This is a genomic window from Candidatus Binatia bacterium, from assembly GCA_029243485.1.
Lineage (GTDB): Bacteria > Desulfobacterota > Binatia > UBA12015 > UBA12015 > VGTG01.
The window spans coordinates 82,772-103,863 of sequence record JAQWRY010000072.1; the positions used below are offsets into that span (position 1 = coordinate 82,772).

Annotated in this window: 21 protein-coding genes and 1 pseudogene; 12 read left to right on the forward strand and 10 right to left on the reverse strand. The window is 64.9% G+C overall.

Features of this window, described 5'->3' with window-relative positions; translation table 11 throughout:
• Positions 1 to 1,014, forward strand: a complete 1,014-nt coding sequence (locus tag P8R42_20480; GenBank protein MDG2306976.1) for a glutathione S-transferase family protein — start codon at positions 1 to 3, stop codon at positions 1,012 to 1,014.
• A 360-nt stretch (positions 1,015 to 1,374) separates the two neighbouring features.
• On the forward strand, positions 1,375 to 2,391 hold the full coding sequence (locus tag P8R42_20485) for a glutamine synthetase beta-grasp domain-containing protein (protein ID MDG2306977.1): 1,017 nt from the start codon (positions 1,375 to 1,377) through the stop codon (positions 2,389 to 2,391).
• A gap of 78 nt (positions 2,392 to 2,469) precedes the next feature.
• Here P8R42_20485 and P8R42_20490 read toward each other — a convergent pair whose 3' ends face one another.
• Entirely contained in the window at positions 2,470 to 3,420 is a 951-nt protein-coding gene (locus tag P8R42_20490; protein ID MDG2306978.1) for a serine/threonine-protein kinase, read from the reverse strand.
• 88 nt (positions 3,421 to 3,508) lie between these two features.
• Here P8R42_20490 and P8R42_20495 point away from each other — a divergent pair, with 88 nt between their 5' ends.
• From P8R42_20495 to P8R42_20515, 5 genes are all read left to right on the forward strand, one after another.
• Positions 3,509 to 4,906 carry an amidohydrolase family protein gene (locus tag P8R42_20495; protein ID MDG2306979.1) on the forward strand — a complete coding sequence of 466 codons (1,398 nt, stop codon included), beginning with the start codon at positions 3,509 to 3,511 and terminating at the stop codon, positions 4,904 to 4,906.
• A gap of 78 nt (positions 4,907 to 4,984) precedes the next feature.
• Positions 4,985 to 5,314 carry a metalloregulator ArsR/SmtB family transcription factor gene (locus P8R42_20500; protein MDG2306980.1) on the forward strand — a complete coding sequence of 110 codons (330 nt, stop codon included), beginning with the start codon at positions 4,985 to 4,987 and terminating at the stop codon, positions 5,312 to 5,314.
• A gap of 14 nt (positions 5,315 to 5,328) precedes the next feature.
• Entirely contained in the window at positions 5,329 to 5,781 is a 453-nt protein-coding gene (locus tag P8R42_20505; protein ID MDG2306981.1) for an ArsI/CadI family heavy metal resistance metalloenzyme, read from the forward strand.
• 115 nt (positions 5,782 to 5,896) lie between these two features.
• Positions 5,897 to 6,340, forward strand: a complete 444-nt coding sequence (locus tag P8R42_20510; protein ID MDG2306982.1) for a nuclear transport factor 2 family protein — start codon at positions 5,897 to 5,899, stop codon at positions 6,338 to 6,340.
• A gap of 287 nt (positions 6,341 to 6,627) precedes the next feature.
• Complete coding sequence (locus tag P8R42_20515) at positions 6,628 to 7,863, forward strand: serine hydrolase (protein ID MDG2306983.1); 1,236 nt, start codon at positions 6,628 to 6,630, stop codon at positions 7,861 to 7,863.
• Between the two features lie 66 nt (positions 7,864 to 7,929).
• Here the strand turns inward: P8R42_20515 and P8R42_20520 are convergent, their stop codons facing one another.
• Complete coding sequence (locus P8R42_20520; protein ID MDG2306984.1) at positions 7,930 to 9,888, reverse strand: hypothetical protein; 1,959 nt, start codon at positions 9,886 to 9,888, stop codon at positions 7,930 to 7,932.
• A 17-nt stretch (positions 9,889 to 9,905) separates the two neighbouring features.
• Entirely contained in the window at positions 9,906 to 11,981 is a 2,076-nt protein-coding gene (locus P8R42_20525) for an ATP-dependent helicase (GenBank protein ID MDG2306985.1), read from the reverse strand.
• Positions 11,982 to 12,102: 121 nt separating this feature from the next.
• Between P8R42_20525 and P8R42_20530 the strand changes: the two genes are divergently transcribed.
• From P8R42_20530 to P8R42_20545, 4 genes are read left to right on the forward strand one after another with little or no spacing between them, the layout of a single operon-like run.
• Positions 12,103 to 12,267 (forward strand): hypothetical protein, encoded by a 165-nt coding sequence (locus P8R42_20530; GenBank protein ID MDG2306986.1) that lies wholly within the window; start codon positions 12,103 to 12,105, stop codon positions 12,265 to 12,267.
• Positions 12,268 to 12,277: 10 nt separating this feature from the next.
• Positions 12,278 to 13,153 carry a TIGR03620 family F420-dependent LLM class oxidoreductase gene (locus P8R42_20535; protein ID MDG2306987.1) on the forward strand — a complete coding sequence of 292 codons (876 nt, stop codon included), beginning with the start codon at positions 12,278 to 12,280 and terminating at the stop codon, positions 13,151 to 13,153.
• A gap of 5 nt (positions 13,154 to 13,158) precedes the next feature.
• A complete protein-coding gene (locus P8R42_20540; GenBank protein MDG2306988.1) occupies positions 13,159 to 13,659 on the forward strand; it encodes a hypothetical protein in 501 nt (166 codons plus the stop codon).
• Positions 13,656 to 14,672: a BtrH N-terminal domain-containing protein gene (locus P8R42_20545; protein MDG2306989.1), complete on the forward strand. Its 1,017-nt coding sequence runs from the start codon at positions 13,656 to 13,658 to the stop codon at positions 14,670 to 14,672. Before P8R42_20540 ends, P8R42_20545 begins: the two co-directional genes overlap by 4 nt.
• Positions 14,673 to 14,736: 64 nt before the next feature.
• Here P8R42_20545 and P8R42_20550 read toward each other — a convergent pair whose 3' ends face one another.
• The 6 genes and pseudogenes from P8R42_20550 to P8R42_20575 all read right to left on the reverse strand — a co-directional run bounded on the left by P8R42_20550 (position 14,737) and on the right by P8R42_20575 (position 19,808).
• Entirely contained in the window at positions 14,737 to 14,880 is a 144-nt protein-coding gene (locus tag P8R42_20550; protein ID MDG2306990.1) for a hypothetical protein, read from the reverse strand.
• 50 nt (positions 14,881 to 14,930) lie between these two features.
• Positions 14,931 to 15,221: pseudogene (locus tag P8R42_20555) on the reverse strand (hypothetical protein).
• Between the two features lie 73 nt (positions 15,222 to 15,294).
• Complete coding sequence (locus P8R42_20560; GenBank protein ID MDG2306991.1) at positions 15,295 to 17,001, reverse strand: cation:proton antiporter; 1,707 nt, start codon at positions 16,999 to 17,001, stop codon at positions 15,295 to 15,297.
• Positions 17,002 to 17,006: 5 nt separating this feature from the next.
• Positions 17,007 to 17,831 carry a hypothetical protein gene (locus tag P8R42_20565; GenBank protein ID MDG2306992.1) on the reverse strand — a complete coding sequence of 275 codons (825 nt, stop codon included), beginning with the start codon at positions 17,829 to 17,831 and terminating at the stop codon, positions 17,007 to 17,009.
• A gap of 37 nt (positions 17,832 to 17,868) precedes the next feature.
• Positions 17,869 to 18,636: an outer membrane lipoprotein-sorting protein gene (locus P8R42_20570; GenBank protein ID MDG2306993.1), complete on the reverse strand. Its 768-nt coding sequence runs from the start codon at positions 18,634 to 18,636 to the stop codon at positions 17,869 to 17,871.
• A complete protein-coding gene (locus tag P8R42_20575; protein ID MDG2306994.1) occupies positions 18,630 to 19,808 on the reverse strand; it encodes a cyclic nucleotide-binding domain-containing protein in 1,179 nt (392 codons plus the stop codon). The genes P8R42_20570 and P8R42_20575 overlap by 7 nt, the downstream gene beginning before the upstream one ends.
• 119 nt (positions 19,809 to 19,927) lie before the next feature.
• Here P8R42_20575 and P8R42_20580 point away from each other — a divergent pair, with 119 nt between their 5' ends.
• Positions 19,928 to 20,239, forward strand: a complete 312-nt coding sequence (locus tag P8R42_20580) for a hypothetical protein (protein ID MDG2306995.1) — start codon at positions 19,928 to 19,930, stop codon at positions 20,237 to 20,239.
• Positions 20,240 to 20,297: 58 nt separating this feature from the next.
• Here P8R42_20580 and P8R42_20585 read toward each other — a convergent pair whose 3' ends face one another.
• On the reverse strand, positions 20,298 to 20,873 hold the full coding sequence (locus P8R42_20585; GenBank protein MDG2306996.1) for a TIGR04211 family SH3 domain-containing protein: 576 nt from the start codon (positions 20,871 to 20,873) through the stop codon (positions 20,298 to 20,300).
• Positions 20,874 to 21,092: the final 219 nt, after the last annotated feature.

A 21,092-nucleotide genomic window follows, 5' to 3' on the forward strand; every position in this document is an offset into this window, starting at 1 on the left:
GTGGGCTTAGCGCTGGTTTTCCTCGTTCCGCTCGCGGCGTTCGTCGTGTGGTGGCTCTGGGAGCGCAGTCACCGGAAGACACACGCCGTTTCGCCGGGGCTGCAGGTCGACATCAATCTGCCCCACGCGGCGGAGTTCGAGCTGTACCACAACGCTCTGTCGCTCTGTTCGAAGAAGACGCGCTTCTGTCTTGCCGAACTCGGCATCGACTACGTCGGGCACCATGTCCACCTGATCGAGACGGGGGGCTATGAGAACATCGGCCGTGCGTTCCTCGCGGTGAATCCGGCGGGTGTCGTGCCCGTGCTCGTGCATGACGGCCACCCGATCTACGAGTCCCACGAGCAGATCCGGTACGCGGCCGACCATGCCCCGGAAGGCGCGCCCTCACTGGTGCCGTCCGATCCGGCGGCCGAAGACGAGATGCAGGAATGGGTCGACCGTTCCTCGCTCGTCGGGGACGATCCGATCGCGGGCGCGAAGCGGAGCGCGGGCAACGCCGTGCCGGGCCTCACGGTGCCGCTTTTCTCATCGATGATGGAAGAGATTCCGGTGCACTGGATTTTCGAGGGACTCCTCTTTCATCGGTTGAAGATACGCCCGGTGCTGTTTCTCGCGCTCAAGTCGCGTGGCCTTCGGGGGCTACCGAAGTTGCCTCCGGCCGTGAAGGCCATCCAGGCCTGTGGGCGCGCGATGAACACGCATCTCGACGATCTGGAAGCGCATCTCGAGAAGTCCGGCGGGCCGTGGATCTTGGGAGAGGCATTCACGTTGGCCGACGTGAGTTGGGTCGTCGTCGTGGAGCGCCTCCGAGAGGCGGACAGTCTGCACGTTTTCCTCGGAGAGGGGCGTCGTCCCGCGGTCACTGCCTGGTGGGAGCGGATCCGGGCGAGGCCGAGCTATCACGATGCGATCAAGGCGCACGGGGAGCCCCGTGTGGTGTCCGGTACCGAGCGGCTCATTGCGGCCAAGGCCGCGGATCCTGCTCTGCGCGCGGCACTCGAAGAGTTCTGATCCGCCCGGTTGTCGCTGCCTTTTCCCCGGACCTGCGGCCTCTCGAGCGCCCGATCAACGGCGAAAACCGGGCGAAGTCATCACGCGGGTGGCCCGCTGGGCGGGCAGGTGCCCAAATTTCCGTCGGGAGTGTGACCAATCTGTGAGCATGGGAATTGAATTCTCTCCCCAAACACCTATGATTCCGGGCGCCCTCCCTGGCCCGGATGTTGCGGATCTGAGGGCGATTCCAGACAATTAGTGGGGGCTTTCTGCGCGCGACGTGCTGGGGGCTTGGTGAGGGCTGCACGAACGCGGCTTTTTCAACCTGAACTCTCCTGTCGAGAGAGCTTTGCAGTCTATTGAGGAGCGAATCGCGAGATGAACAAAACGAAGTTGGAATACATCTGGTTGGATGGATACAAGCCGACCCAGAGCCTTCGCAGCAAGACTCGCGTCGAGTCGGATTTCGGGGGCAAGCTCGAGGACTGCCCGATGTGGTCCTTCGACGGAAGCTCGACCGAGCAGGCCGACGGCAGTGCTTCAGACTGCCTGCTGAAGCCCGTTGCCGTCTTCCCGGATCCCGGCCGTAGGAATTCCTTTCTCGTCATGACAGAGGTTCTCAACGCCGACCGTACGCCGCACGAGTCGAATGGCCGTGCGACGATCCTCGACGGTGACGACGAAGATTTCTGGTTCGGGTTCGAGCAGGAGTACTTCCTGTGGGACACCGAAACCGATCGTCCTCCGGGCTTCCCGGCGCAGGGCTACCCCCGTCCGCAGGGTCCGTACTACTGCTCGGTCGGCGGCTCGAACGCCTACGGTCGTGAAGTCATCGAAGAGCATCTCGACGACTGCCTCGCTGCTGGCATCAACGTCGAAGGCATCAACGGCGAAGTTGCCGCGGGCCAGTGGGAGTTCCAGGTGTTCGCGAAGGGCGCTGCGCGCGCCGGCGACGAGACCTGGGTTGCCCGCTACCTTCTCGAGCGCATCGCCGAGAAGTATGGCTACTCGATCAACTGGCACCCGAAGCCGCTCGGCGACACCGACTGGAACGGCTCGGGCATGCATGCCAACTTCTCGAACGGCCTGATGCGTACTTCCGGTAAGGAAGACACGTTCACGCGGGTCTGCGAAGAGTTCGCCAAGAACATCGAGCGTCACATCTCGGTCTACGGCGCCGATAACCGCCAGCGCCTGACCGGTGCGCACGAGACGCAGGCGATCGATCAGTTCAGCTTCGGCGTCTCGGATCGCGGTGCTTCGATCCGCATTCCGATCGGCACGCTCGAGGACGGCTGGAAGGGTCGCCTCGAGGATCGCCGCCCGGCGTCGAACGCAGATCCGTACAAGGTTGCGGCTGCGATTGTGAAGACGACGAAGGAAGCCGTGGGCTGAGCCCGCGCTGCCATAGCTTGACGAAAACGGGGCCGCATTGCGGCCCCGTTTTTCGTTCTGGCGCCGTGCCGCGGAGGCCTAGATCCACTTCTCCTGCAGCTCTCGGACGAGCTGGCTCGCTGTCTGGATGCGTTTCGCGGGATCCTTCTCGATGCATTGCATGCAGATCTGTTCCAGGCGCGGAGGCACTTTGTACTTGGCGATCTCGGAGGGCTTCACGGGTGTGTCGTTCAGCGCGGAGTTGATCACCTCATGGACGGTGTCGCCTTTCGTGGGTCGGTCGCCTGCCAAGATCTCGTAGAGGATGGTGCCGAGGCTGAAGATGTCGGTCCGGCCGTCGATCTTCGGGTCGCGTTCGATCTGCTCAGGCGACATGTAGGCCGGAGTGCCTTCCAGCTTCCCCTGGTGGGTGATCGTGGGGTCGTCGCTCTTGATCGGGTCCTCGGAGGGCGGCGGTTCTTCGGAGACTCCTTCTCGGTCCCAAACCTTGGCGAGTCCCCAGTCGAGGATGAGAACCTCGCCGAACGGCCCGACCAAGATGTTCTCCGGTTTGATGTCGCGGTGGACGACGCCCGCGGTGTGCGCGTAGTCGAGGGCGTGGCCAATGCCGACGACCACCTCAATTAGCTGCATCAGATCGTACCGATCGCGATATTTTGGGTCGATGACCTCACGCAGGGTGTAGCCGTGCACGAGTTTCATCGTGAAGTAGAGATGCCCCTTGTTGTTTCGGCCGAGCTCGTAGATGGGAACGGTGCTCGGGTGCTGGAGCATCGCGGTGACGCGAGCCTCGCGGAGGAAGCGCTTTTGTTCGACCGGATTGTTGGCGAGCTCGGGGCGAAGCGACTTGTAGCAAATCGTGCGCGACAGGTGCAGGTCCTTGCACGCCTGGATGAGCGACTTCCCGCCCCGCGCGATCGTCTTGAAGAGGGCGTAGCGGGTTCGGACGTCGATCTTGCTCGGCAACTCTCGGTCGGTGTCCTCGAGGAATACCGAAGCTTCGTCTTTGGTGCTCTGCGGAAATTGCATGGATGGTCGCTCCGGTCGGCATTTTCCCACAACTCCCGGGTTCATGCACGAGCTTGACGGGCAACCGGCAACCAGAGAGAGGGTCTTCATGAGACATCTCCGCGCCGTGACCTCGATCGTCCTCGGACTCCTCGCCGTGTCGGCATGTACGCGGGCTCCCGACATCGTCCGGATGCCCGCCGACCCGCCGGTCGCGGTCTTGATCGAGGACGTGACGGTTCTGGACGTCGAGGATGGGTCGAAGGCACCCCATCAGGACGTTCTCGTCGAGCAGGGCCGCATCGCCCGGATCGTACCCACGGGCCAGATCACCCTCCCGGAAGGCGGGGAGCGAGTTGATGGCCGCGGGGCCACTCTTCTGCCCGGTCTGATCGACATGCACGCCCACGTTTCCTCGCCGACCGGCCCGCCCTGGGTCGCGGGTCTTCCGAACGAAGACGCGAACTTGCAGGGTTTTCTGTACGCGGGCGTGACGACGGTTCTCGATACGGGCTCGATGGCCCCCGACGCCTACGAGCGCCGCGACCGCATCGCGCGCGGGGAGCAACTCGGACCTACGACGTATGAGGCGGGGCCGATCGTGACCGCGCGGGGCGGACATCCGGTCGCGATCTTCTCGAAGAACCTCCCATCGCTGCTCAGCTGGTACGTCCTGCCGCGCATGACCAGAGAGGTCGACACGCCGCAGGAGGGGAAGATGGCTGCTGCCGACGTTGCCGGCATGGGAGCCGACGTGATGAAGGTGGTCGTCGACCGGATTCCGAGCGGCGTACCGCGGATCACGAACGAGGCGTTGGCCGCGGCAGTGGGAGAGGCGCGCCGGCATGACCTGCGTTCAGTGGCGCACATCGGGGACGCTCAGGATGCGATGGATGCGGCCGACGCCGGTGTCGCGGCGTGGGTGCACGGGGTCTACAAGGAGTCGTTGTCCGACGAGCAGGTTGCGAAGCTCGCCGGGTACGGAATTCCGATGGCCCCGACGCTCGTCGTGTTCGAGAGCTTTGCCGGGTTCGGGAAGCCGTACGAGGCAACGGACCTCGAGCGGGAGAGCGCGGACCCGGACGGGCTCGCTGCGATGAACGACGTCCCCGAGGATTTCGACCTCAGTGTTATGAATGGGCTCGCCGGCACGCTGGCTTCGTCGCGTGAGAATGTGCGTCGTCTCCATGACGCGGGGGTGATGATCCTCGCCGGCAGCGACATGCAGTCCGGTCTTTTCGCGGGAGCGAGCCTCCACCGCGAGATCGGTCTTCTCGTCGAATCCGGTTTGACACCCAGCGAGGCGATCCGTGCGGCGACGCTCGATCCGGCGCGCTTCCTCTCGCGCTCGAAGGGGCCGCCGTTCGGTGTCGTGAAGGAGGGGCGGGTCGCCGACCTTCTGCTCGTCGAGGGGGATCCGACGGCGGACATCCGAAATCTCTCCCGCATCCGGGCCGTCTTGAAGGGCGGCATTCCCTTGGAGCGGATCCCCCGTACACGAGGCTGACGCCGGATCTCAGGGGGCGCCGCGGTTCCTCTGCAGAACGATCTTGACAGGATTCGATAATTCTATAATAATCGAACTATGGAGAAGAACGACGTACTGGCCGCCCTCGCCGCACTGGCTCAGGAGACCCGTCTGGACATTTTCCGTCTGCTCGTGCGGGCCGGAAACGACGGTCTGCCGGCGGGCGCCATCGGCGATGAGCTGGGTGTGGCCTCGGCGACGCTCTCGTTTCATCTGAAGGAGCTCAAGATGGCGCGCGTGATTCAGTGCCGTCGGGAAGGGCGATCTTTGATCTACAGCCCGAGCTTCGGTGTGATGAACGACCTTCTCCAGTTTCTCACAGTGAATTGCTGCGAGGGAGTTGCAGTTTGCGAGCCCAAGGCGCGCCGCGCACGGCGCAGCGCCTGAAGAAGGAGAGAGTCATGCGTGTACAGCTTGCTTTGAATGTGAAGGATCTCGACAAGGCCGTGGAATTCTACTCGAAGATGTTCGGTGTCGAGGTGAACAAGCGCAAGCCAGGTTACGCGAACTTTGCGGTGGAGAATCCGCCCCTGAAGCTCGTGTTGTTCGAACTGCCCGATGAGCCTGAGCGCCTGAATCACCTCGGCGTCGAAGTGTTCGACGACGAAGCCGTCCCCGCCGCCACCGAGCGGATCCAGGCGGCGGAACTCGAGCACCTGATCGAGGAAGAGACGAACTGCTGCTTCGCGAAGTCGACCAAGGTATGGGCCAAGGAGCCTGACGGGTTGCAGTGGGAATGGTACAAAGTTCTCGAGGACTCCGAGAGCTTCGGTGAGACGCCGAAGCTCGATACGGATGCCGCGGGCGTCCCGCAGGTGGCTGACGCCGAGAAGGGCGGGCCCTGCTGCTCGTGACGGCCCCCACGCCATGCTCGCGCGGCTCTCGCGCGGCTCTCCGGTTCCCGAACCCGGGCGCCGCGTCGAGAAAGCGTTGGGGGAACCGGGCTCGGATCGTGATAAGGGCTCGGCCATGGCAGAGTTCGAGAGGTCCGAGGTCGAAGCCGCGTTCCACGAGTTCGTTGCGATGGGTGACCGGTGCGCGGAATCGCGAGATTGGAATCCGTGGGCTGACATTCACAGCGAAGATGGTGTGTGGTTCGAGCACCACTTCGGGACCCAGCGGGGGCGCGAAGCGATCCGCAGCGTGATTGTCGAGGTCATGAAGCCGGTCCCCATGATGTTCTTCCCGGTGGAGTGGTTCATGATCGAGGGGAACCGGGTCGCTTCCTACATCTGGCAGCAGATGCCGGACCCGAAGGGAGGCGATGAGATCTACCGCTTCGGGAACATCACCGTCTTGGAGTACGCCGGCGAGGGGCTCTGGTCGTTTCAGGAAGACGTGTACAACCCGACCGAAGCCACCGATATGATGAAGCGTTGGCTCGCCGCCGGCGGCAAGCTCGCCGAGGCCTAGCGTCTAGCGCCGAGGCGGCACCGGTCGACTCGGCCGGGGTGGAGGTCGTCGTTCTGCCTCGGGACGGCGCAACCGGGTAGTTCGTCCGAGGGTCGAAGCGGAAGGCTTGGACCACGGTCAATCTCCGCGCCTCGACCAAGACACTCCTCCGGGCGGCCGAGTTGCACCAGGGAGACGACAGCCTGACCGAGCTGGGCGCAGCCTCCTTCCCGAGCGTGACGTACTAGCCATCTTTCGCGGTCGCCGGTCCTATTGCGCGGTGGGGCGGTGCGTGGTGTCAGTGCGGGGTGTGGCGACGCGACCCTGAAGTCGAGCCCGGCGACGTCGGGATGAACGGTGAAATCCTGGACAGGATGGTCGAGGAGTTCGCCGGCACCTGCGAGACCGGCGAGCGGTTTCACGGCGCTCAGATGGCGCTCTACCGTGACGGGCGCCGCGTGCTCGATGTGGGCGGCGGGGCGGCGCGCATTCGTACCGAGGTGCCGGTCGCCGAGGATACGCTCTTTGTGATGTTCAGCTGCACCAAGGCGTTGGCCTCTCTCGCGATGCTGATGCTCTATGAGCGCGGCAAGTTCCACTACGATGAGCACGTCGTCGCGTATTGGCCCGAGTTTGCCCGGGTGATGCCCGAGAAGGCCGGCATCACGATTCGGCACGTCCTGAGTCATCGAGCCGGTTTCCCGGGAGGCCCGGAGTGGCTCACGGCGCGGCACTGGGGCGATCGCGCCGCGATCCGGCGCGCGATGGAGGAGGTGGAACTCTCGTTCCCCGCCGGCCAGAAGAACGCGTACCACGCGATCAATTTCGGGCACATGGTGAACGAGCTGATTGAGCGGATCGATGGCCGTGACTGCGGCGTGTTCTTGCGCGAAGAGGTCTTCGAGCCTCTCGGGTTGAACGACATCCACGTCGGTCTGCCGGACGACTCGCGGCTCGAGGGCCGCGTGGCCTGGTGCTACAACGAGATGAACCTCTCCGCCGCGCGCGCGACCGGCGTCGTCGCCCCCGGGCAGGAATCGAGCGAGGGTGAGGAGGCGAGCGCACTGGCGAGAGTGGCTCGAGCCGAGCCAGAGGGCGAACCGCGCGAGGTTCCGGAGCTTTCCCATCCCTTCAATCGGCCGGCCACGCATCAGGCCGTGTTGCCGGCGGCGGGCGGCATCGCGACCGCGCGCGATCTGACCGAGGTGTTGTCGGTGCTGGCCCTGGGAGGGAAGAGGGGCAACGTCGAGCTCGTCAGCCGGGAGGGGCTGGCGGCCGTGACCGCACCGACGAATCGCTCCAGCGACCTCGACGGCACGGTCGGGTGGCCTCTGCGCTGGAGCACCGGGTTCTCGCTGGGCTTCCACGGCGCGGGCAGCACGCTGCGGACGTTCGGGCACGGAGGTGCGGGGGGCCAGGAGACGTTCGCGGATCCCGATCGGCGACTCGCATGGACCTTCCTCACGAACGGTGAGATCTCCGACGATTTCATCGACTGGCGATACCGGCTGCAGTCGATGGCTTTCGAAGCTTGCGTGTCGTGAGTACGAAGGCGGGCAAGGCGCGTATTCGCAAGCGCATCTGGGATCGTCTCGAGAAGGACGGCGTCGCTAGAGGAGGCCGAGGAAGGCACGGAGGTCGGCGCGCTCTTTCGAGGAGAGGCTGCCCGCGGGCTCTCCTGAGTGCGGCAGGCCGGTCGACGTGATTGCGGCGAGGACCGCCTCGAGATCCGCTGCGGAGCCGTTCGTGAAGTAGGGACGTTTCTTGTAGAGCCGGCGGAGCGAGGGGGGGCGAGCCCCTTCGGGATGCACGTACGGCGTGATGCCCGTCTTCTCGTAGCCATTGCGTCCCCAGACGATCGTCCCGGTCGAGAACAGGTTCGCTTCCCATTCGGCCTGCGGCACAGCGGAAGTTGGATCGTCGGAGACGAGTCGGGCGGCGTGGCAGCTCTGGCACCGCTCGGCGAAGACTTCGGCGCCGCGTCGTTCGGACGGAGTGAATGCGTTGCGGCCGGCGGCGGCGGGATTCGGCGTGTGCTCGAAGCCCATCAGGAACGTCAGGAGCGCCCTACGGAGGAAGAGGGGAGACATCGTTTCCGGTACACCCGTCGTGTCGAGCCACGGGAAGTCGGCACGGTCCAGCGAGAACCAGGGGTCTCTCCGGTTCTTCTTGTTGGCGACCCGGAACTCGTTGTGGACCATCCGGGCCATTGTCGGATCGAGAGCGCGCGAGAAGTACGGGCGGTTGCCGTGCAGGCCGACGAGTGGCTTCGTCGTGGCGCGGACGTCTCCGCGACCGGTCGAGTGCGTGCGCCCGTCGACGTAGCCTTCGTGGTGGCAGGTCTCGCAAGTGAACCGGCTTCGCGGCCCCTCATTCTCGTTCCACGGGGCCATGAGCGTCGTGAAGAAGAGCGCCTCGCCGATTCGGGATTCGGGAGTGCGCGCCGCCGCGGGTCGCACGGCGACCGGCGTCTGCGGTCGCGTGGTAACGACCCAGGCGTCGAGCAGGGGGTTCGCGGCGAGTGGGCCTTGGAGGTCGGTCGTTCCCGGGGGAAGTGGTTCTCGCGTCACCGTCGGTGGGTCCGTGAGGTTCCGATCGGGCCAGGTGAGCGTCAGCAGGTCGGCCGTCGCGAAGCCGGCTACGCGAACGGCCAAGTTGGCGTCGCGAGTGAGATCGATCGCCTTCGGCGTCACGATCCCGTGCGAGGAGAGATTCACGGTGGCGAGCCGCGCGGTCTCTCCCGACGTCGGGTCGACCCGGTGCAGGAAGAGGAATGAATCGATGTAGCCGAACGCGCCGTCGCTCCGGTCGAGAGGCCTGTCTTCCACGCCTCCAGCCGCGATGAGGAGACCGTCTTCCGTCGTGTGCCCCGCGAACGACCAGAACGGACCGTCGTGAACGACTCGCGTGATTTCGCGGCCGGTGTCGTCGAGAACGAGAAGGGCTCCTTCGAGGAGGCAGTTCACCACCGCGAGATGGTCGAAGGCGGCCAACTCGACAGGCCCCTCGCACGCAGCGAGCTCCCGGAGATCCGCGGTCTCGCCGTGCAGGCGGATTGCGACGACCTGATGCAGGTAGGCGTCCACCGCCACGATCTGGTCACCGAGAATCGCGACGTCGCGGATCCCGTAGGCCCCGGGGACCGGAACGGAGCCGAGGGACGTGAGCTCGTCGTCCGCGACCCGGAATTGCGCCACACGGGCGGATTGGTCGCTCACTACGAGCAGGTTGCCGTCGGGTGCGAAGGTGAGCCCAGTTGGAGACGCCGGTGTCTCGGCGCGCGCGAGCTCTCGACCTGTCTCGTCAACGACCACCACGGCGTTCGCGCCTCGGAGCAGGCCGATCCAGCGACCGGGAGTCGGTGCTGCGATCAGCCGGTAGGGATCGGGCCCCAGGTCTTCACGGGACCGATCCTTCCAGTCGGTGCGTGCGCGAACCGACTCTTCGAAAGCCACGAGTTCCGTGGGCTCGGGCCCAGCGGAGGCTGTGAGCGCCCCGCTGAACAGGAGCGCGCACGTTGCGGCGACGAGGATGGTCTCTCGTTGCCTCGTTCGAGGTGTTCGTCCCACTCAGAGACGAGGGAACGTCAATCCCACATGCCGCGCAACCGGGCGCCGACGTCGACGCGCGTCGGCCCGTCCTGCACGACGGAGTCTTCGTCGGTCGCGGCTCCTGCGACACGGCGTTCGAAGCGATTGAGGATACCGTCGGGCAGGAAGCGCGATCGTGGCGCGTATAGGTGCCGGTCTCCGTCCCGCGGCTGATTGTGCACGTAAAAGCGCATGGGATGGACGAGGTGGAGATGGTCGCGCGCGCGGGTCATGGCGACGTAGAGGAGGCGACGTTCTTCCTCGATCTCCTCGGGGCGGCTGCACGCCATGTCGGACGGGATGCAGCCGTCGACCACGTTCAGGACGTGCACGGTGTCCCACTCCTGTCCTTTGGCCGAGTGGATCGTCGACAGGACGAGGTAGTCCTCGTCGAGGTGGGGTGGTCCCGCTTCGGCGCCGGTCGCTGCCGGTGGGTCGAGGGTCAGCTCGCTCAAGAATCGCTCGCGGCTCGGCTGCGTTGCCGCGATCTCTTCGAGGTGAATGAGATCGCCCATTCGGATGTGGGCGTCGTCGTGGAGACGGCCGAGGTGGGGTTCGTACCAGCGGCGCGCCATTTCGACCTGCCCCTGCCACGGAGTCTCGCTGTTTCGCAGTCGCTCGTAGAGCTCGCACACCTTCGGCCAGTGCTCGCGCGCCGCCGCCGGGATGGGAAGTTCACGGAGCGCGCTCGTGTCGAAGCGGTTGCGCTCGAGTTGTGCCAGGGCGCGACGGGCGCTCGTTGGGCCGACGCCGGGTAAAAGCTGGAGGGTGCGGAACCCTGCGACCGCATCGCGCGGATTCTCGGCCCAGCGGAGAACGCAGACCAGATCCTTCACATGCGCCGCTTCGAGGAAGCGGAGTCCGCCGAACTTCACAAACGGGATCTCTCGTCGAGAGAGTTCCAACTCGAGTTGAGCGCTGTGGTGCGAGGTTCGGAAGAGGACGGCTTGCTGTTTCAGTCCGAGGCCGGCCTCGCGGCTCGCGAGGACCTGCTCGACGACGTAGTCGGCCTGGGCGGACTCGTCTTCGACGAGGACGAGGTGCGGTTTTTCCTCCGACGGGCGCCGGGAGAAAAGGTTCTTCTCGAAGCGTTCCGCAGACAGCCCGATGACCGCATTGCTCGCATCGAGGATGGGCTGTGTCGACCGATAATTCTGTTCGAGGGTGACGACCCGCGCCCGCGTTTCGAACTGCGCGGGGAAGTCGAGGATGTTGCGCACCGTGGCGGCGCGAAACGCATAGATCGACTGGGCTTCATCGCCGACGACCGTGAGCCCTTTCCCCGAAGGGCGCATGCCGAGGAGAATCGATGCCTGCAATGCGTTGGTGTCCTGGTACTCGTCGACCAGAACGTGATCGAACCGCTTTGCGACCCGTGGGGCGATCGCGGGCTCGCCCATGAGGTGCGCCCAGTAGAGCAGCAGGTCGTCGTAGTCGAGAACGTTCGTGCGTTGCTTGGCTTCGACGTAGGCGCCGAACAGGGCCCGCAGTTCCTTCTCCCAGCGATCGCACCAGGGGAATGAGTTCTTCAGAGTCTCGGCGAGCGGCTTCTGGGAGTTCACCGTGTGCGAGTAGATCGCGAGGCACGTCGACTTCCTCGGGAACCGGCGCTTTCGCTCGGAGAGGCCAAGGTGGTCGCGTTCGAGATCGATCACGTCGGCTGCGTCTGAAGAGTCGAGAACGGTGAACGAGGGGTCGAGGCCGATCGATTTCGCGTGGAGTCGCAGCAGTCGGTTTGCGATGCCGTGAAACGTTCCCGCCCATCCAACGCGCCCGGGGGCGGTGGCGGCCAGTTTTCGGCTCGCCACGATGCGTTCGACCCGGCGGCCCATCTCCTGCGCGGCCCGCCTCGTGAAGGTCAGGAGGAGGATCCGACGGGGGTCCGCACCGCTCTCGATCAGGCGAGCGACACGGTGGGCGAGGGTATTCGTCTTCCCCGACCCGGCGCCCGCGATGACGAGAAGGGCGGGGGCCGAGGCGCCGTCCGTGCCGATCCCGTGCTCGACGGCGGATCTCTGCGCGGCGTTCAGGCCGTCTCTATCCTCGGTTTCCTGCTCTGTCTTCGCCATCATTTCGCCGTCCTGGGACCGTTGACCCTGGGCGAAAAAAAGGCGAAGCGCAAGACAGGATCCCGAGAAGTGCCGGAAGGCGCATCATTAATCGGATTATATAGATTTTATAGTAGGACTATTGATGCGAACGCTCGGGATCGTACTCGGCAGTCTTCTCGCCATGGTGGCCATCGGCTTCTTCCTCCTCGCCTTCGTCGTCGTCTGGTACATCGTGCGCTGCGTTCGCGGGATGCAGTTCGCTGCCCGCCAGGAGCCGATGCCGGACGCGACGACCTGGCTCTGGTAGAGATCCGTACATGACGGCAACGCGCGGCGTATGGTTTGCCCCGGAGGCGATCGCTACTCCGGATCTCGTGAAGACCACTCAGCTGATGGAGGAGCTCGGCTACGAGACCTTCTGGCTCGCGGAGACGTTCGGAAGGGATCCGTTCGCGCTGGCGGCCTCCCTCGGCGCGCACACCAGCCGGATTAAGGTCGCCACCGGCATCGCGAACGTCTTCCACCGGCACCCCGGTGCGATGAAGCAGGCGGCGAACACGGTCGCCGAGCAGACCGGGGGCCGCTTCATCCTCGGCCTGGGGATCTCCAGTCCGGCGATCGTCCAGAAGATTCGGAAGCTCGACTACTCCAAGCCGGTGACCTACCTGAAGCAGTATCTCGAGGACTACGCGGCGTCTCGATACTTCTCGATTCCGCCGCCGGCCGAGGTCCCCATCGTCCTCGCGGCCCTCAGCCCGAAGATGCTCAAGATCGCGAAGGAGCGCTCCGCCGGCGCGCTCACGTACAACGTGACGCCGGAGCACACCGCGGTCGCACGTGAGGCGCTCGGGCCCGACCGCATTCTCGCGGTCGAGCAGAAGATCATCCTGAGCACCGACGCAGGCAAGTGCCGCGAGACGGCGGCCGGAGTGATGCGCTTCTATCAAAAGGCGCCGGGCTACCGGCGTGCGTGGAACGCGCTCGGCTTCACCGACTCCGAGATCGATGAGCCGTCGCCTCGCTACCTGGACGCGATCGTCGCGTGGGGTACGGAGGAGAAGATTCAGGCGACGATCGACGCACACGTCGCGGCCGGCGCCGATCATGTTTGCCTGCAGCCGCTGCATCCCGAGGCCGGAATCGCTGCGATCGATGAGAACGCGCTCCGGGTTTTCGCGCCCGGTGGAGCCTGAGTCCCATGCCGAACAATCCACTTCGCGTGCAGTTCATTCACGGATTGGAGGGCAGCCCTAACGGTGCCAAGGCGCGTCTGTTCGCCGACGAGTTCGTGACGTCGACGCCGGTGATCAACACGAAGGACTTTCCGTCCTGCGTCGACGTGCACGTAGCCGAGATCCAAAACTTCCAGCCGAACGTGCTGATCGGCTCCTCGTTCGGCGGCGCGGTCGCGCTCGAGCTCCTCCACCGGGGTGCCTGGGACGGGCCGACTCTGTTGTTGGCACAGGCGGCGCTTCGCATCGGCCAGCAGACGACGGTGCCCGATGGGGTCGTCGTGTGGATCGTGCACGGCACCAATGATGAAGTAGTGAACGTCGAGGACAGCCGGCGCCTCGCGAAGACGGGATCTCCTCACCTGGTACGGATGATCGAAGTCGACGACGATCACTCCCTGCACGCGATGGCCGCGGATGGACGTCTTCTCGAGTTGGTGCGGGCGATCGCGATCGACACACGGTGAACGTCTCGATCGGCGACTATCAAAACCGCCCGGGAGAGCACTGCGGCAGTGTCGCCATGCGGGGTCTTCTGCAGCACTACTGCGATCTGGACCTCCCCGAGCCGGCCGTATTCGGCCTGGGCTCCGGCCTAGCCTGCGTCTACCTGACCGGGCCCGACCTGGACCCCGCACACCTGGTCTTCGGTCGGACGATCTCGATGGAGGCCGATCTCGCAGAGAACCTGCAGGTCGACTATCGCGAAGAGACGGAAGCCGACGACGACGTGGCCTGGGAGAAGGCGCGCGCCGAGGTGGTTGCCGGACGGCCGACGATGTTGTCGGGCGATATCCTCTATCTCGACTACCGCGAGTACAAGGTGCACTTCCCGGGGCATCGTTTCGTTCTGCTCGGCTTCGACGACGCGACCGAGAAGGCGCAGATCGCAGACCGGATCAACGTCGCGCCGGAACTGTGTTCGTACGGCGCGCTTCGGAAGAGTCGCAACCCGAAAGATGCGATGTCGACCAACAACCTCTGGGGGAAGTTCCACGGAACTGAGGTCGGTCGCAGCCTCGTCGACGCGTCGCGCGTGGCGATCGACCGGTGCGCGAAGAGCATGCTCGAGACGACGACCGAGCAGGGCGCGGCACTCTCCGGGGAGTTCTCGATGAAGACCGGTGTCGCCGCGATCCGTCAGCTCGCCGCCGCGATCCCCGAGTGGGGCGGCCGCGCCGACGCCGCCTGGATCGCATCGTATAATGCGCGCTGCATCGAGAAGTTCGGGAACGGAGGCGGAAACTTCCGCCGCTTGTACGCGGGCTTTCTCACCTGGGCGCACGCTCTCGATGCGAGCCTGGTCCCGGCCGCCGCGCCGGCGCAGATGCTGCGGGCGGCGGATGGCTGGACGGCTCTTTCGGAGACGCTCGGCGCGGCGTCGAAGGAAGGCGCAACACCCGATCTTTGGCCCCGCGCGGGCGTCCAGGCTTCCGAGGTGGCGGACCTCGAAGAGCGCGTGTTCCGTTCGCTGCTTTAGGGGGCCCCACTCAAGATGGATCGGAGTGAGGTCGTCGTGAGCCAAGCTTGGGTCAGACGCCTACTCAGAACACCGAGCTGGAGAGGGGCACGTCGGCGCGTGACCACGACTCCTCCTGCTGCTCCTGCACGACTTCGGCCCCGGTGCTCTGGTCCTGAGCGCGAAGGCTCTCCGTGAGGCCGTAGAGCGTCCACCCGCTGCGAGGCATGTGCTTGAGCTGCGTCCGGTAGGTTCGTTCCGCCGTGGCGCGTCGCTCGCTTCCATCGGCTTGTTGATGTTGGCGCCCAGGACGTAGGCCTCGCCCCAAAAGCAAATCGCGCTACTCGGATCGAGGCGCTGCGCTTCGCGAAAGGAGCGTGCGGCGTCGGCGTGGTTGAAGCCGTAGGTCAGCATCAATCCCTGGCCGAAATATTTCTGGGCGAGGGGGGAGGAGGTCGAGACGGGGTAGGAGTGATCGCTCAGGTCGTTGAAGAGAGGTGCGGTCGCGCCCTCGGGTACGATCCGACGTGGCTCACTGCCTACATCGGTCTCGCGAGCCGAGCATGCCATGAGTAACACGCAGCAGAGAATCGAAGCGGTCTTCTTTCCGTGCATTGCTCCAGTCCTCCGACGTCTGAATCGTTCAACGGGCGTCTGTGGTGGCTCCTTTCGTGAGCGCTTCCCGAACTCGCGGGAAAATCTCTTGTTCGTTGGATGCACGCAAGATCGCAGCGCGGTTTTCTTCGGGGTCGAGACCTCGGGAGATCGCGGAGAGGATCTCGAGTTGGACGCCGGTGTCGGCGGCGGGCGTGAGGATGAGGAACACGAAGTGGACGGGCTTATCGTCGATCGCGTTCCAGTCGAGGCCCTCGTTGTGTCGCGCGAACACCAGGACCGGTCGGGAGAGTCCTTCGAATCGTGCATGCGGCACGGCGATCTCGCCGCCGACGCCCGTATCCATCGTGTCTTCTCGGGCGCGGACCGCGTTGCGCACCATGTCCTCGCGGAGCCCGGCGAGGCGCGCCGCTCGAACGGACAACTGATCGATCGCCTCGAACCGGTCCGTTACCTCGAGCGTCGACACGATCCCATCCGCACTGAGGAAGTCGGCGACGGTGCCGGTTTCGCGCCGATGAAGTGCCCAGGCGAGCGCCGGGCCGACGACGACCGAGGAGGCAATCGACGCGAAGACAATCGCGACGAACATCTGCGGTCCGATCACTGCCTGATCTCGCGCGACGGCGGCCAGCAGGACGCCCATCGATCCGCCGGGGATGTGCGCAATCGCGATGGGCACCCGGTCGGCGGCGGGGATCCGACTGGCGAGAGTCCCGAGCCAGGCGCCGCCATATTTGCCGAAGACGGAGAGCAGGGTGATGGCGAGGACGAGGCCCGGGGAGAATTCCTCGACGAAATCCACGTGGAGGCAGATGCCCGCAAAGTACAGCGGCACGAAGACGCTCTCGACCATCTGCGTGATGACCGAACGCGTGTGTTCGGAGAGTGCATGGTGATCGCCCGCCATGAGACCTGCGACGAGGAACCCGAAGACCGGATGGATGCCCAGCGAGGCGGTCAAAACACCGCAGGCGAGTCCGAGGCAGACCACCGTGGAGAGTGGGGCGGCGGGGCTCGGGTAGCCGCGAGCGTCGAGTGCCTGGAGCCAGCGTGTCACGACAGAGCGTCCGAACGTCGCCGCGACCCCGGTGAAGACGACTACGGCTGCGATGCTGACTATGGCGGAGCCGGTGCCCGGTCCGGTTCCGGCCAGACTCAGCACCATTGCGAGGACCGCCCAGCCGAGCAGGTCGTTGATCGCCATGGCGGAGAGCAGCAGCAGGCCGAGATCGGATTTGGCAATGCGGAGATCGAGGAGCAGGCGCGCCACGACCGTGATCGCCGTTATCGACACAGCAGCGCCTACCAGCAGCGAAAATGCGGGGCGGGTCGCCGGTACCTCCGCCCAGGTCTCGTACATGAACCACGCGGCGGTCGTGCCGAGCGCAAGAGGCACGAGGACGCCGGTAATCGCGATCGACAGGGACTGGCGGCGGAGCTTCCAGGCCGACGCCACGTCGACCTCTAGCCCGATCACGAGAAGCAGGAACAGGATGCCGAGCTGTGCGGTCGCATCGAACAGGGCGAGTTGCACGGGGTCGTCCGGGAACAGCATCGAGAACCATCCCGGCGCGAGGTTCCCGAGGACGGAGGCGCCGAGAAGCAGTCCGGCGAGGATTTCCCCAACGAGGGGAGGCTGGCCGAAGCGCCGAGAGATCTCCCCCAGTAGTCGCGCCAGTCCGAGCACCACGAGGAGCTGGACGAGGAACAGGAGGAGCTGACCCTCATGCATGGGTGTCAGTCTACAGGAGTTGGAGGCTTAGAGTTTTGGTCGCCCGCCGGGAGGTCTCTGCGAGTCGGGGCCGGAGCGGCGACCGGTCCAAGCGCGAAGAGCAGGATCAGGCCGGCAACGATCGCTGCCTTCACAAACCACTGATGAATCTGCAGATTCGGCGGGTAGGCGGCACCCGGGGAGAGATCCCCGTGCACCAGGATCGTCGATGCAATCGTCACGACCGCCAGCGGGATGGTCGAGCCCCGAACGGCGCGGCCGGCGACGATCAGCATGCCGAAGATGATCTGAACTGCGATCGCGACCGGAATCGCATTCGTGTTCCCACCGGACGCCTGCACGTGCTCGAAGCGTGTTTCATAGAACAGCGCCTGCCACAGCGCGTTCGCGACGAAATAGCCGCCGATGAGGACGCGTCCTAGGACGACGGCTCGCAGGTCGATGGGCGCGCCTCGCCGCGGCGCTGCGAACGCGAGCATCAACGAACCGACCAGGGCGAGCTGAACCAGGAGCGCCTTTGCGTTGACCTGGGTGTGCGCGTCGATCGGGTACTCACCGATCCCGCCGGGGCCGAGATCCGTGTGCAGTAGTGTCGCGATCAGGCCGGCTACCGCCATCAGCGGCAAGGTCGCCGGACGAACCGCCCGTCCGGCCGCAACCACAAGCCCGCAAACCAGATAGACGGCCGCGACCGGTACGATCACCAAGGAGGGTGCGCCGATCTGGTCGAGGTACGCGGCGCGCAGATCCCAAGTATAGAGCCACCAGCCGCCGTTGAGCGCGAAGCAAAGGCCGAGGAGAATGCGCCCGAACGTCAGAATTGTCGCCACATGTGCCTCGCTTCGAGCCTGGGTGTGACGGTGGGGCTCACCGCTTGAGGTGGGCGGGAGAGAACGTGTTGTCGGGGACGTCACCGTTGTACTCGATCTCGACGGTCTCGAGTCGGGACTGGGTGTCGTTCTGCAGGTTCTTCATGTGCTGGTCGCGGATGGTGAGAATACCGTCCACTTCCTCCACGACGTCGACAGTCCACTCCTTGTACGGCTTGCCGTCCTTGTCGGAGAACTCGCGCTTGAGGACAATGAGATCCTTCGGATCGATCGAGATCACCATCGAGCCGTAGATCGCTTTCTCCTTGTCCTTCGGCGTGGCTTTGACCTGCTTCACCGCCCGCCCGCCTATGCCGCCGTCGCCGACGTACTCGTACGTATAGTCGCTGACTACCGGCTCGACCATGTCCGAAACGAAGAACGTCGACTCGAGGAACGGGTTCTTGCGGATTTGACCGCTCACCTTCATCGGGTTCGGGGCCATCGCGATCTTCATGTACTGCTCAGACTGCGCGCCGGGTTTCTCGAGGAACAAGAAGCGGATGCCCTTGAGTGCCACCGGCTCGGAGACCTCGAGGTACGAGGCCCGTTGGCCCTTGATCATCTTCGAGCTGAGACCGACGGTTCGGGGGTCTCCGTGCGGTGGCGTCAGCTTGAGCTTGGCTTGGACCGGGACTTTCGGCAGGTTGTCGACCGCCTTTTGGACCAGGGTGCCGGCGTCGTCCTCGCTCAGGGCGGGGGTGGCGACGGCGAGAAACGCGGGAAGGACGGACAGCGCCGCCGTGAGCTTCATGTTCTTCAGCATGGCATTCGTTCCGAGGGTGGCTGCGACCTAGCGGAATTCTTGGGAAATGACGACTTCTTTTCGGTCGAAGTTTCGAGACGGTCCGAGAGGATCCGGGTGAGGTTGAGGAAGACTTTGGCTGTAATCCTTGGATAGCGCCTTTGGATGCGACCGAGAAAGTCCCCGTCGAGGATCAGATACTCGGACGGCTCCGAGGGGCCCACGTCGGCGGACCGCGGCATGTGCCGGACCAATCCCATCTCCCCGATGACGTCCCCCCGACCCATATCTCGGATCGAGGTCTTCGTGGCGTCGACGAACACGCCGGCCTGGCCGGAAAGAAGCACGTACAGTTCTTCTTCGAGATCGCCCTTCCGGGTGATGTAGGTGCCCGGCTCGGCCTGTTCGAGGCGGGCCATGAGGACCACGATACGCGCATGTAGGGGCCGCAGGTTCGCGAAGAGCCGGATCTCCTTGTGGGGCTCCGGGCCGAGTTTCACGAACAGCAGGTCCCACAGGGTGATGATGCGCGTCGACATGACCAGCGTCGGTACGAGGAGGAGGTCGGTCACGAGCGCCAGCGCGAGCGTCGTGTACACGATGGGCTGGCCTACGCTTCGGCCGACGCGCAGGAGGGCTTCCTCCTGACTGCCGGTTCGGCGCAGCTCGTCGTTGAGCGCACTCAAGTAGTGGATCGTGTCGTCGACGGCGATGCCGATCGCGATCACGTTGGGAACGAGCGCGAGGACGCCCGTCGGGATCGAGAGGAACAGGAGTGACCGCAGCACGAGAAGAACGAGCAGCGTCTGCAGGCCGGTAATGGCGAGTTCTTCCGGAGCGAAGATCTGCTCGGCGGCGTCGCGGATCTGATCCTCGATTCCGAGCCGTATGAACTCCTCGTCCGAGAGCGGGTCGAAGAGCACGAGGGCGCTGGTCTTCTTGCCGTTCGGTGAGACGACGTTGCCCACCGCAAGCGGGTCGTCGTAGACGCGCTTGCGGAACGCGGCTGCGCTCTCGGCGAGCGTCTGCGACAGGCGATCGCGGAGTCGACCCGTATCTGTAAGGCGAACACTCCGAGGAAGAGCGTTCAGGAGAACGATCGAGCCGACGGTGATGTGAGGGTGGCGGATTGGGAACCGCAGGGGCCGGACCAACTGTCGGAAGACAAACCACGGCGGCAGGCTCGGGTTCAAGTGGAACAATGCAGTCTGTGACGTAGCGTGCGAACCGATAGCCCAGAGTATTCACGCGCGGGCTTATCCGGGGGCGGGCATCGTGCTCCAACGACTCCCAGACAACAGGGGGGAACGGAATGGAGCTTCGAAATCATATAAACCGGATCTTGTTCGAGCGCGGGCTGGCCGAGGGCGAACTCGCCTCGGTCTGTCGTCTCGATCAGGGGCACTTGAATCGAATCAAGAACGGCCGCGTGAAGCCGAGTCTCGTCACAGCGCTGAAGATCGGCAGCGCGCTCGGGATGGAGGTCAATCGGATCTTCTATCTCGATGGGCTCGAGGGGGCCGACGTGCCAGCGGCGACGCGGGCGAATGCACGGGCAGAGCGCGAGCCGCACGCGAGCGAGCGTCGACCGCGCGCGGCGAGTGGAATGCGTTCGACTCGCTAGTGCATCGCAGGCGACATGATATTGATGTGATGTCGCTTACGGTGCACTAGGCTCGGGATCAGACGCGAAGTCGGTTGCTGCGCTTGTTGCGCGAGCTGCGACTCAAGATCGCACCGACGATCATCCCGAAGACCAGGATCGACGCGCCGGTCACCCACTCGCGCCACCGGACCAGCGCTCGGAGTTCGTGGTTCTCGGTGGTGAGCTGTGCGATCCGCTCACGTTGCTCGGTGTCGGAGGTTTCGAACGAGCGGTTTTCCGAGAGGAGCCTCTCGGCTTCGTCTTCGGTCTTCTCGAGTCGGGTGCGGAGCGTGCGGGTCTCGGTTTCGAGTTGGGAGAGCCGGATCGCCGGGGGCGGATCGCCGGAGAGGTATCCGCCGGGGATCCAGCCTTCGCGTTCGTCTTCGAGGCGGACGTGGGTCCACCCGTTTTCGCTGCCGAGAACGGTGACGGGTTGATGGCTCGAGACGGTTCCGATGATTCTGTACTCGGTGCTCGCGCCCCGTCGCAAGTTTAGCTTGACTTCACCGCTGACCCAAGAGGCCTCCGCCGCGCGGGCCGGACCTCCTGCCGCCAAAACGAGCATCGTCGCCGCGAGCGCCGCCGCCGAGCTTCGTCCGAACCGCACCTTCATTTCCATTCCTCCGCCACGCTGGGTCAGTATCGCGGTAATTCCCGATAGGACAAGGGGGCTGGATTCCACCGGTGCCAGCTGCCAGAACTGTGTCTGGGCCCGGTCAGGGCCGGGACCACCAACGGAGGACGGCTCTGATGCAAGGACCAATCGACGACTACATTCTCTTCATTACCGGCATGGTGGTTTTCGGGGTCGCTCTGGCCGGCGTGATGGCGA